Consider the following 12,469-nt stretch of genomic DNA (forward strand, 5'->3'; position numbering starts at 1 on the left):
AATCCGCATAAAAAACTCCCGCAGTATTGATACTGCGAGAGTTTTATCAACTATTCGTTTGATAACTTATTTTTTAGTTTCCTGTTCTGCCAGTTTTACGGCGTTGTATAAGTTAACTATACCTCCTGTCACACACAGTGATTTCATGGATACCTGCTTGCCCGTTGCAGGATTAACAACCGGGAAATCTATCGGCGTTACCGATTGCATAATAATCTGTTTTACCTGAGGTGCAGTAAGCGAAGAAAAATAAGAGCGCAAAACAGCTGCGATGCCCGCCACCACCGGCGATGCCATACTTGTTCCGCTCAACGGTCCATACTCGCTTTTGCCCGGAAGCGTGGAATATATCTGCAACCCCGGCGCAAACACATCTACCGCCTGCGCATTGAAGTTGGAAAACTCTGCCACCAGCAAAGGCTCGATCGGTCCGCTTGCGCCTACGGTTATCATATTGTCGAACGATTTGGCAGTGTCTTTTTCGAAATATTGCGTGGGATAATTCGGATTTTCCATCAAATCTTCCCCATCATTGCCGGCTGCGTGCACAAGTAAAACATCGTGCTGCTGCGCATAACGAAAAGCATCTTCCACCCATTTGCGTTGCGGCGATAGAGGCTTACCAAAACTCATGTTAATCACTTTTGCTCCGTGGTCAACCGCAAAACGAATAGCCTCCGCAATATCTTTATCATGCTCGTCGCCGTCGGGCACTGCGCGCAGTTCCATCAAAGCAACATTATCTGCAATACCATCGATGCCTACACCATTATTGCGTTCTGCACCAATGATGCCCGATACGTGTGTTCCGTGCATTACATCTCCTGCGGAAATATTGGCGTTGCCATAATACTTATCGTTGAAATCGTTGTAATCGTCTTTTACCACATTGCCCCTGTAATCGATTGGCGGAGTTGTAGGCAAAACACTTGCATTTTTCAGACTGTCAATCAGTTTGTTTAGTGCCGCAGGAAGCTCATAGTTATTCGTGTTCGCGGCTACCCTCTGAAACAGGATTGTATAAATTTGTTTTTCAGCACTCGTTCTTCTGTCAAGCGGTTCGTACGCCTTAACGTCATCCAATGTGAAAGTATCTTTTACCAGTGTCTTTTTAAAATCTTCGATTTGCGGAAGCAGGTCTGTGATTCTCTGCAAATCTGCGGCTTCTTTCGCCTGCGGCGATTGAGTTTTCAGTTCCAGTTCTTTCGCGCGAAGCCATTCTTTATAATTATACAAATCTTTTTTCTTTACCTCCTTAATGTCTTTCACATTTTCAAACAAAGATTTATACCGGAAATAAACGCGGTCCACGATGTAAGAATCTTTTGTTACGTTGGATGTATCACTTTTTCCGCCGATGAAATTCCAACCGTAATAATCGTCTGTATAGCCGTCTTTATCGTTGTCGATACCATCGCCGGGAATTTCTTTCGGATTGTGCCATATCACATTTTTCAAATCCTCCTGCAAAGTATCTGCACCTGCATCTACGACAGCAACAATCACTTTTTGAGAAGTTTTTCCTTTCAACAATTCGTCATAGGCTCTGTTTGCACTAATGCCGTAAATACTGTCTTTGGAATAATCAAGCATGTGCCAGTCGCGCGGAATTTGTTTCATCTGCGCATGTGAAACGCCTGCTACCAAAATTCCTGCCATTGCAGGAAACAAAAATCTTTTTACCATTTTAATCAATTATGAAGACGCAATATAACATTATCCTTTTTATGAAGACAAGAAAGTAAAAAATCATTAAGAATAATTATGATTAAATTGCATCGCTAAAATTTCATACTTTGACGATACAGGAAATATTCAACAGTTTTTCAACGCTAAAAGTTGCCGTACTCGGCGATATAATGCTCGACACATATTGCTGGGGAAATATCGAACGAATTTCTCCTGAAGCACCTGTGCCGATTGTTGCGCTGGAAAAAGAAGAATACCGCATTGGCGGCGCGGGAAATGTAGCGCTGAATTTAACGGCGCTCGGCGCAAACGTAGATGTGTTCTCTGTTTCGGGCGACGATGTACAGGCAAAAACTTTGCTAAAGTTGATGAGTGAAAAAAATATCGGGACAGAAAATATCATCAAAATATCACAACGACCTACCACTAATAAAATGCGCATCATCGCACGAAACCAACAGGTAATGCGCCTCGACAGTGAAGTTACAACAGATATTAATGAAGGGTTAGTAAATGAACTGCTGGAAAAATTGTCGTCTTATATTGCTCAAAAACAACCGCAACTATTGATTTTGGAAGATTATAATAAAGGCGTTCTTACAAAATCGTTAATCGAGAAATCCATTGCGCTTGCAAAAGCAAATAATGTAATTGTAACCGTTGACCCTAAGCATAAGAACTTTTTCGCTTACCAAAATGCAGATATTTTCAAACCGAATTTAAAAGAAGTAAAAGAAGCGTTGCATATTTCTCAGGACAAAATTGATGCAGGAAGCTTATCTGCAATTCATCAATCTTTACGGGAAAAATTGCAGCATCAAATATCGTTCATCACACTGTCGGAAAAAGGTGTTTTCTTTCAACAGAAGGATAATTTACCGCAAATCATCCCTGCGAAAATTCGCAATATTGCAGACGTAAGTGGCGCCGGAGATACAGTAATAGCAGTACTTTCAGCAGTTTATACCATTACTGGAAATATTTTATTTGCAGCCGAAATTGCGAATATTGCAGGCGGTTTAGTGTGTGAGACTGTGGGTACAGTTGCAATTGATAAAGAACAATTATTGAAGGAATGCAGCATTTTAAATCTATAAAATGCTGCATTGAAAATTACTGTTTCCACAGCTTCGCGCCGCCGTCAATGCCTTCGATGTTGGTAACAACTTTAATATTGTCGTCCAGTTTGAAATTGATTTTTTCTGCATTGCCGCCGCCGAGATATAAGGTATCATAATTGAATACCGTTTTTAATACAGACAAGATAAATTGCAGGTTCTTATTCCATTTTTTCTTGCCGAGTTTCTTCAATGCTTTTTCGCCTATAAACGCATCGTAATCTTTTTTTCCTTTAATCGGATGATGCGCAAGTTCCAGATGCGGCAATAGTTCTCCATCTTTCAGGAATGCTGTACCGAAACCCGTTCCAAGCGTTACCACCATTTCAAAGCCTTTACCCGAAACCAAACCCAAGCCCTGCATATCCGCATCGTTTACCACACGTGCGGGTTTTGAAAAAGTTTTGGTAAGTAAATCTGCAAGTGAAATATTATTCCAATATTCCGTTCCCAAATTAGGCGCAGTAATTGCGACACCGTTTTTGATATAACCCGGAAATCCGGCAGAAATCACATCAAATTCCAAACCTTTCGTCAACGTTTTTATTGTTTCGACAACCGCTTCGGGCGTTGCGGGCTGCGGCGTTGGCAGCTTTTTGTATTCGGATAATAGTTTTCCGTTTTTGCTTAAAACTGAGGTTTTGATATGCGTACCGCCTATGTCAATGGATAAAATTTTGGAGATTTTTTGTGTAGCCATTATTGAAAATTTTAATGATTAATTTATTCAAAGATAAGCTGCAAACAGTTATGTCGAAGATTTGTGCAGAGCCTCTTTCATTCTTAGTCATTCATTGTGAATATATTAGTTATCTTAGCGCATCAAGTTTTTGTATATGCACATCGCCTCACAATTCATATTTGTTTTAGTACTGTTAGCAGCAATTTTTTTGTTTGCAAAAAAATGTCGCTACATCCGAAGAAATATTTTATTAGGCAGAGATGAGGACATCTCTGACCATAAAAATCAACGCATCAAAAACGTGATTCTGCTTGCGTTTGGGCAAAAGAAAATGTTCCGAAATCCTTTGGTGGCAGTACTACACCTCTTTGTTTATGCCGGTTTCATTATTATCAACATAGAAATTGTAGAAATAATTTTAGACGGCATTCTTGGTTATCATCGCTTGTTTGCTGGCATTGGAAGCTTGTATATTTTTCTCATCAATGCTTTTGAAGTGTTGGCTTTGCTCGTGTTGGTTTCCTGTATTGTTTTTTTAATAAGAAGAAACCTTGTTCGCGTGAAACGCTTAGTCAGCAAGGATTTGAAAGGTTTTCCAAAAACAGATGCCAACACCATTTTGATTACCGAAATTATTTTAATGTCATTGTTTTTGATAATGAACAGTTGCGACACCTTGTTGAATTTTCGCGGTGTGGAAGAATATACGAATACGCCTACCAGCCGGTTTATCGTTTCATCATTGCTACATCCTTTGTTCCACGGATTGAGTAATCATTCATTAATCGTTATCGAGCGAAGTGCCTGGTGGCTGCATATTGTGGGCATTTTTGCTTTCTTAAATTATCTTCCTTATTCCAAGCATTTGCACATTATTCTCGCTTTTCCGAATGCGTATTATGCGTCATTAGACCCGAAAGGCGAAATGAAAAATATGCCCGAAATCCAGCAGGAAGTTTTATACGCCATGCAGCCGGAACTCGCGCCAACAGCGGCTTCCGAAGAACCGAATAAAAAGTTTGGTGCGAAAGATGTGTTTGATTTGAGCTGGAAAAATTTGCTTGACGCTTACACTTGTACCGAATGCGGAAGATGCTCATCAGCTTGCCCGGCAAACGTTACCGGCAAAGCCTTAAGTCCAAGAACAATTATGATGAAAACGCGCGACCGGCTGGAAGAAGTTGGTCAAAACATTCTCAAGAATAAAACATTTACAGACGATGGAAAATCCTTGCTGCGCGATTATATTTCGGAGGAAGAATTAAATGCATGTACGACTTGTAATGCTTGCGTGCAGGAATGTCCCGTAAGCATTTCGCCGTTGGATATTATTCTGCAAATGCGTCGATATTTAGTCATGGAAGAAAGCAAAGCGCCTGACGAATGGAACGCGATGTTCAGCAATATTGAAAACAACTTTGCACCCTGGAAATTCAGTCCTGACGAGCGTTTTAACTGGAATGCGTGAGGCGTGAATAGTGAAACGTGAGTAAGTCTTTCACGACTGACGCCTCACGTTTCACGAATAAAATTTGAACTAAGCATGAAACTATATTCAATCGATACGGAACTTTTTAAATTGGACGGCGGCGCCATGTTTGGCGTTGTTCCTAAGACTTTATGGAATAAATTATTGCCTGCGGACGACAATAATTTGTGCACTTTGGCAATGCGGTTATTATTGATTGAAGATGAAGGAAGATTGATTTTAATTGACACAGGAATCGGTAACAAACAGGACGAAAAATTCTTCAGTCATTATTATCTCGACAAAGAAAATACATTGGACAAATCGTTGTCGAAATATGGTTTTTCCAAAGACGACATTACCGACGTTTTTCTCACGCATTTGCATTTCGACCATGTAGGCGGCGCAGTCGATTTGGTCGATGACAAATTAATTCCCGCTTTTAAAAACGCGACCTATTGGAGCAATGAAACACACTGTAAATGGGCAACACAGCCCAATGCAAGAGAAAAAGCATCTTTCTTAAAAGAAAATATTTTGCCCTTGCAGGAAAGCGGGAAATTGCAATTTTTAAGAGTTCCGTATCATAATGAAGAACTGTTGTCTTTTACAAAAAACATATCCATTCGTTTTTCTTACGGACATACAAAAGCAATGATGTTACCGCAAATCAATTATAAAACTAAAACAATAGTTTATATGGCAGATTTGATTCCGACAGCGGCACATTTTTCCCTGCCTTATATTGCGAGTTACGATGTGTTTCCATTGGACTCGATGACAGAAAAAGAATCTTTTCTGAATGAAGCGTTGGGCAATAATTATATTTTATTTTTTGAGCATGATGCAACTGTTGAATGTTGCACGATTCAAAAAAATGAAAAAAATAAAATCGTTATAAAAGAACAATTTTCCGTTTCTGATATTTAACCGTTTTGAAAAATGAAAAAAACACTTATTCCTTTAAGCATTGTAGTAATGATTACGGCAAGTTGCGCACGTAAAACTGTTCCGGGTAAAGTAGAGCAATTGAAAGCCGAAAGGCAAGCGGCAATGCAAGCCAAAAGCTCAACAGCTATGGCAGAAAAAAAGAATAAAAAGCACACAGAAAAAAAGCGTGTAACGATGCAAAAGCCTGATACGACAGCGTTTCGTCCCATAGTAGTGCGAGACAGTACAAAGTATTTTGATTCGTCTTATGCCAATTATACTTACGAAACCATGGCGCAGACTTACGCCGATACCATTGCGCAAAATCCGGAACTAAACGACCCTTCGCTGCATTATGCAAAGGATTTTGTCGGCTCTGTCAATTTTAATATGCGCAAGCCAAACTTCGTTATCATTCATCATACCTCACAAAATTCGGTTGATGAAACGCTGCGAACATTCACTTTGGAGAGAACGGAGGTAAGCGCCAATTATGTGATTGGACGCGACGGTTCTATTTACCACATGGTCAATGACTATTTGCGTGCATGGCAAGCCGGTGCAGGAAAATGGGGGAATATTACCGATATGAACTCATGTTCCGTAGGCATTGAACTGGACAATGACGGTTATGCGCCGTTTACCGATGCGCAAATCAATAGTTTGGTTGCCGTACTTACCAGTCTGAAAAAAAGATTTGGTATTCCCGCTGCCAACTTCATTGGTCATGAAGATTGGGCGCCCACAAGAAAGAACGACCCGAATGTGCATTTTCCCTGGAAACTGATGGCTTCTAAAGGCTTCGGGCTTTGGTGGGGCGATACAACAAACATACAAGTACCGCAGGATTTTAGCGAAATCATGGCATTGCGCATCATTGGTTACGATGTGCGCGATGCGGGTCGTGCAGTCATTGCTTTCCGCAGGCATTTTTGCGGCGTAGAATCCACGCAAAAAGGCTTGTCGCCTGCCGAAAGAAAAATTTTATACTGCCTGTACACGAAGTATATGTATTAAGTGTGAACCGTGATTTAAAGGATTGAAATGATTATCGGATTAACTAGTAAACTATGTACCATGAGCCATGAACTAATAAATTCGTTAGTCGAAAAATATGCAGAACAAATCACTTCTTCGGAAGATGAATTACTGCAACGCATAAATGAAGAAACATACACTTCGCACGCGCAGCCGCATATGTTGAGCGGTCATGTGCAGGGAAGAGTTTTATCATTCCTCAGCCAAATGATGAAGCCAAAGTATATTTTAGAAATAGGAACATTTACAGGTTACAGCGCGCTTTGTTTGGCAGAAGGCTTGCATGAAAACGGCGAACTTCATACCATAGAACTTCGCGAAGAAGATGTGCTGCTTTCGCAAAAAAATTTCGACAAAAGCATTTATAAAAATAAAATACATTTGCACAAGGGAAATGCCCTGGAAATAATACCAACGCTGAAACACAAGTGGGACTTGGTTTTCATAGATGCGGACAAAAGGAATTACATTAATTATTACGAATTGGTTTTGGAACAATTGAACGACGACGGAATAATTTTAGCAGACAATGTATTGTTTCACGGGCAAATTCTTGAAGAGAAAATTAAAGGCAAAAGTGCCATTGCAATTGAACAATTCAATCGTTATGTCGCAGCGGATGTGCGAACCGAACAAGTTTTGCTTACCGTAAGAGACGGCTTATTACTCATTAAAAAGAAAAAATAAATGCGCAAAACAGTTTTGCTTTTATCACTTGTAACGCTGTGTTCATCGGCGTTTGCGCAGTCAGATAAAGTAAATGCCTACATCAACCGTTTTAAAAATATTGCGATGGAAGAAATGATTCGCACAGGCGTTCCGGCTTCCATTACGCTGGCGCAGGGCATTTTGGAATCGGGCTGCGGACAAAGCGAACTGGCAAAAGCATCCAACAATCATTTTGGTATTAAATGTAAAACCGAATGGACGGGACCGAAAACTTATCACGACGATGACAGACGACAGGAATGTTTTCGTGTATATGCAACACCCGAAGATTCTTACCGCGACCATTCCGATTTTTTAAAGAACCGCCCATACTATACCAATTTGTTTACACTTGACCCGCGCGATTATAAAGATTGGGCGTATGGTTTGAAGAAAGACGGTTATGCAACGGAAAAAGATTATCCCACAAATCTCATCCGCATCATCGAAACCTATCATCTCGAAAGTTATTCCGATTTGGCTTTGGCTAAGAAGAATAATTCAAACGCAGATAATTATGCAATAAATAATACACCGCAATCCAACGATGCCGACATGAATGTATCAGCTTCCGTAAAATCGTCGAATGTTGCGATTCCCGTCCAATCAGAAACGCCGAAAATGCGCGTAGCGCAAACAACTGTTGCATTGCCAAGCTATCCGGCTTCGCCGTTTTTCATTAACAATACTAAGGTAATATATGCTCCGAAAGGCTCATCGTTACTGGCTTTAGCGTCGAAGTTCAGGCTTGACTATAATAAGCTTCTTAAGTTAAACGATTTGAAAGACGAAAACATTTTGTCCGAAGGACAATTGATTTATCTGCAAAAAAAATCAAGTAAAGGCAATAAAGATTTTCATGTAACAACTTACGGAGAAACGCTAAAAGATATTTCCGATAAAGAAGCCGTCGAACTGAAAAAATTAGTTGAATACAATCATATTTCGTCCGATGCAAAGTTGGCGGAAGGGCAAAAAGTCGCTTTGAAAAACAAGATTGATAATACTTTGCAGACGATTGAAGAATAAATTATCATTCACACATCATAAAGCCAAAAATTCCATGATTACCATCTTCGACAAAAACTTTGTTCCCTATATTTCCGAAGCCGAGATAAAGAAAAGAATCAAAGAAGTTGCCGCGCAAATTGTTAATGATTACAAAGGTTTAAGACCCTTATTTGTCGCCATTCTAAACGGCTCATTCATGTTTGCCGCCGACCTGTTTAAAGAGCTTGATATGGAAGCAGAAATTTCTTTTATCAAGCTCGCATCATACAAAGGCACCACATCTACGGGAAATGTTTTAACTGCAATCGGTTTGGATGCCGACATTCACGACCGGCACGTAGTGATTATCGAAGATATTATAGATACCGGAAGAACGCTCAACGCTTTTATTCCTACGCTGTACCATTCTCAACCGAAATCGGTAAAACTGGTAGCGCTTTTACACAAGCCGGAAGCGGCTATTCATCCAATAAAAATCGATTATCTCTGTTTTACCATTCCCAACAAATTTGTGGTTGGTTACGGTTTGGATTTTGACGGACTGGGCAGAAATATCAAAGAGATTTATCAGATTGTAGAACAATAATTATTGCTGCAATTTCATTTTACAATAGTTAAAACCCGATAAAAATCTTTAAGAAAAACAACCGCATCATTACAAACAAAGTGTGAAATATTTTTGTTTCAACAAAATATTATATAGCTAAAACTACATTTGTAAATTCTGATTGTTTATGTTTATCTTCGGATTTTCAACAAAGAAATGGCAAAAAAAATTTTAATATTTATGATGAGTAAGAAAGCCCGTCCCATATTTGCAGTATTGCTTATCGGCGGAATTTTAAGTGTGTGTTCATGCAGAGGCAATAACGACAACGATTCGCTTATGAAGCAACAACAATTGTTGGTCGGAATTGGCATGATACTGGAACAACGGCATTACTCGCCGCGACCAATCAACGATTCTTTTTCCGAAGTTGTATTCAATGGTTTTTTATCTCAGCTCGATGGAGACAAGAACCTTTTTATGCAGTCAGATGTAGATGCGCTTAGCCAATACAAAGACAAAATTGACGACGAAATTCACGGCGATGCGCCTATGCGGTTCTATCCTTCCGCAGTTGCAATACTTAAACAAAGGGTTGCAGAAGCCAAGCCGGTTTACACAAAAATATTGTCGCAGCCTTTTGATTTTACAAAAGACGAAATGTACCAACCCATCGGCGACAGTTTAAACTATCCTGCCGACAGCGCAGCGTGGGTCGAAGCATGGCGCCTTCGTTTGAAATACAGAACCCTTCAAGTTTACAGCGACTTGCTCGCACAAAAAGAAAGTGCAAAATCCACAGACAGCATCAAACAAAAAACCGATGCCGACCTGCAAACACAGGCACGCGATATGGTAAAAAAATCTTATGACAAATATTTTGAAAGCAAATTCAACCCAAAGATTTTTGATGCTACTGCACAGTTCAGTATGTTCACCAATGTGATTGCACACGCTATGGACCCGCATACCGATTATTTTGCGCCCGTTGAAGAACGCTCCTACAACGAAAGCATCAGCAATAAGTTTTACGGCATCGGTGCGCAATTGGGCGATAAAAACGGATTGGTAACCATCACATCAATCGTTACCGGCGGCGCAGCATGGAAAAGCAAAAAAATAAATGTAGGCGACGCTATTTTAAAAGTGCAAAACGGCAGCGATGCACCGATTGATTTGGTCGGCTATACAGCTCTTGACGCAGTAAAAGTGATACGTGGTGCCAAAGGCTCAACCGTTACCTTGACAATTAAAAAAGTATCTGACGGAAGTGTCATCACGATAAGTCTTATTCGTGAAGAAATTAAGCTGAGCGAAATGCTGGCAAAAAGCGCCATCATCAATGAAGGCGGCAAAAAAATCGGCTTCCTGCATCTTCCCGAATTTTATGTGGACTTTGAAGACTCAAGCAATCCGCCCTGCTCAGTAGATATTGCAAAAGAACTTAAAAAACTGACTGCGGCACACATCGACGGATTAATTTTCGATTTAAGAGATAACCCCGGCGGTTCCTTGCAGGATGTAAATAAAATTATCGGTTACTTTGTTCCAAAAGGCCCCGCAGTACAAGTAAGAAACCGCGCCGGTAACAGGCAGGAACTCCCCGATGGCGATGACAGTTCCAAGCCGCTGTACACTGGTCCATTAGTTGTGATGATAAATGAATTCAGTGCGTCTGCTTCCGAAATTTTCGCAGCAGCTATGCAAGACTATCATCGTGCTATTATCGTAGGCAGCCCAACCAGCTACGGAAAAGGTACTGTGCAAAATATGTTGCCTCTCGGCAGACCGAATGAAAACGGAGAACCCGAATTTGGCAGTCTCAAAATGACTATTGAAAAATTTTATCGTATCAATGGCGGCTCTACACAAATGAAAGGCGTATCGTCCGATGTCGTAATGCCCGATATTTACGAATCTGTCAGAGACCTCGAAAAAGACAATACGAGCGCACTACCTTGGGACAAAATAGAACCGGCAAGTTATGCAGCATGGAATACGGCTTATAACAAAGATTCCGTAATACGCAAAGCAGATGAACGCATAAGCGAAAATCCGGTGTTCAAAGCAATCAGTGCAACCAATACATGGATGGATGCCAACAGCTCAAGTCCCATCAGCCTAAACATTGCAAAATACAAAGCGCGCCAGCTTTTGGTAAAAAATATGATGGACAAAGATGTAAAAGAAGCCACGCTGAAAACGCCGCTCTCTGTAAGTGTAATGCAAACAGACCACGATAAATTTTACAACAATCCCAATAAAATGACACAAGAATATTTCCAGGGATGGTTGAAAGATATTGCACAAAATGTCTATATAAAAGAATCCGTAAAAATCGTAAATGATATGATAGGTGCAAAACCACTGGACAATATAGCGAAGAAATAATTTTATAAGTTATTTTGTAATATAAAAAAGGAGTTGTGCAATTGCACAACTCCTTTTTTATATTATACAGCAACCGTTTGCACAATAATTTTCCGGGAAAACTTTGCCACTTATTCTTCATCCCTTACCTTTGCAATTATCCTACATTATTTATAGACTAATACTTCTTTAATCAATGACAGATACGATTACATATTTATTCGATAAAATAAGTGGACTAAACGAACCGGAAACGCTTCGTTTTTTGTCCGATGCTTTTCCCGGCGAAGTTGTTTTTTCCAGCAGCTTCAGTTGGGAAGACCAAGCAATTACGCACATGATTTTATCGGAAAAACTACCCATCGAAATTTTCACTTTAGATACAGGCAGATTATTCAGCGAAACATATTATGTGTGGAACAGAACCAATGAAACCTACGGAACAAACATAAAACCTTATTATCCGCAGCACGAAGCGTTGGAAAAATATGTAACGGAAAACGGTCCGAATGCATTTTATGAATCGCCCGAACTGCGCAAAACCTGTTGTCATATTCGCAAAGTGGAACCATTGAACCGCGCGTTGAAAGGCAAGAAAGTTTGGATTACAGGTTTGCGGGCAGCGCATTCGCCTGAGCGGGAAAATCTGGAACAATTGGAATGGGACGAATCGCACCAATTGTTTAAATATCATCCTTTGTTGCATTGGACTACGGATGAAGTAAAAGATTACATCGCCGCCAATCATATTCCTTACAACACGCTGCACGATAAAGGTTTTGTAAGCATCGGCTGTGCGCCTTGTACGCGCGCCATCCGCGAAGGCGAAAATTTCCGCGCAGGTCGCTGGTGGTGGGAAGACAACAGCAAGAAAGAATGCGGTTTACACGTTCATTAATCATCAATTT

At 40.3% G+C, this 12,469-nt stretch carries 11 protein-coding genes; 9 read left to right on the plus strand and 2 right to left on the minus strand.

The features are described 5' to 3' along the window. Nucleotides 1-66 precede the first annotated feature (66 nt). Nucleotides 67-1,686: a S8 family serine peptidase gene (locus A9P82_RS09320; RefSeq protein ID WP_197492134.1), complete on the minus strand. Its 1,620-nt coding sequence runs from the start codon at nucleotides 1,684-1,686 to the stop codon at nucleotides 67-69. Nucleotides 1,687-1,796: 110 nt separating this feature from the next. On the opposite strand from A9P82_RS09320, the gene A9P82_RS09325 reads away from it, so the two are divergent. After that, on the plus strand, nucleotides 1,797-2,786 hold the full coding sequence (locus tag A9P82_RS09325; RefSeq protein WP_066207130.1) for a bifunctional heptose 7-phosphate kinase/heptose 1-phosphate adenyltransferase: 990 nt from the start codon (nucleotides 1,797-1,799) through the stop codon (nucleotides 2,784-2,786). 16 nt (nucleotides 2,787-2,802) lie between these two features. Here the strand turns inward: A9P82_RS09325 and A9P82_RS09330 are convergent, their stop codons facing one another. Beyond that, on the minus strand, nucleotides 2,803-3,507 hold the full coding sequence (locus A9P82_RS09330) for an ROK family protein (protein WP_066207132.1): 705 nt from the start codon (nucleotides 3,505-3,507) through the stop codon (nucleotides 2,803-2,805). A 136-nt stretch (nucleotides 3,508-3,643) separates the two neighbouring features. Here A9P82_RS09330 and A9P82_RS09335 point away from each other — a divergent pair, with 136 nt between their 5' ends. The 8 genes from A9P82_RS09335 (at nucleotide 3,644) to A9P82_RS09370 (ending at nucleotide 12,459) form a co-directional block, all read left to right on the plus strand. Beyond that, nucleotides 3,644-4,957, plus strand: a complete 1,314-nt coding sequence (locus A9P82_RS09335) for a (Fe-S)-binding protein (protein WP_066207135.1) — start codon at nucleotides 3,644-3,646, stop codon at nucleotides 4,955-4,957. A gap of 75 nt (nucleotides 4,958-5,032) precedes the next feature. Beyond that, complete coding sequence (locus A9P82_RS09340) at nucleotides 5,033-5,887, plus strand: MBL fold metallo-hydrolase (RefSeq protein WP_066207139.1); 855 nt, start codon at nucleotides 5,033-5,035, stop codon at nucleotides 5,885-5,887. Nucleotides 5,888-5,899: 12 nt separating this feature from the next. Continuing rightward, nucleotides 5,900-6,904 (plus strand): N-acetylmuramoyl-L-alanine amidase, encoded by a 1,005-nt coding sequence (locus tag A9P82_RS09345; RefSeq protein WP_066207142.1) that lies wholly within the window; start codon nucleotides 5,900-5,902, stop codon nucleotides 6,902-6,904. A gap of 60 nt (nucleotides 6,905-6,964) precedes the next feature. Beyond that, complete coding sequence (locus tag A9P82_RS09350) at nucleotides 6,965-7,612, plus strand: O-methyltransferase (protein WP_066207145.1); 648 nt, start codon at nucleotides 6,965-6,967, stop codon at nucleotides 7,610-7,612. After that, nucleotides 7,613-8,662, plus strand: coding sequence for a glucosaminidase domain-containing protein (locus A9P82_RS09355; RefSeq protein ID WP_066207146.1), 1,050 nt, complete (start codon nucleotides 7,613-7,615; stop codon nucleotides 8,660-8,662). Then, entirely contained in the window at nucleotides 8,652-9,230 is a 579-nt protein-coding gene (gene hpt / locus A9P82_RS09360; RefSeq protein WP_231891133.1) for a hypoxanthine phosphoribosyltransferase, read from the plus strand. The genes A9P82_RS09355 and hpt overlap by 11 nt, the downstream gene beginning before the upstream one ends. A 201-nt stretch (nucleotides 9,231-9,431) precedes the next feature. Further along, the gene (locus tag A9P82_RS09365; RefSeq protein ID WP_066209785.1) at nucleotides 9,432-11,582 is read left to right on the plus strand and encodes a carboxy terminal-processing peptidase; all 2,151 of its coding nucleotides are present in this window, start codon (nucleotides 9,432-9,434) and stop codon (nucleotides 11,580-11,582) included. A gap of 175 nt (nucleotides 11,583-11,757) precedes the next feature. Next, nucleotides 11,758-12,459: a phosphoadenylyl-sulfate reductase gene (locus A9P82_RS09370; protein ID WP_066207149.1), complete on the plus strand. Its 702-nt coding sequence runs from the start codon at nucleotides 11,758-11,760 to the stop codon at nucleotides 12,457-12,459. Nucleotides 12,460-12,469: the final 10 nt, after the last annotated feature.

It is taken from the genome of Arachidicoccus sp. BS20 (genome assembly GCF_001659705.1).
GTDB lineage: Bacteria > Bacteroidota > Bacteroidia > Chitinophagales > Chitinophagaceae > Arachidicoccus.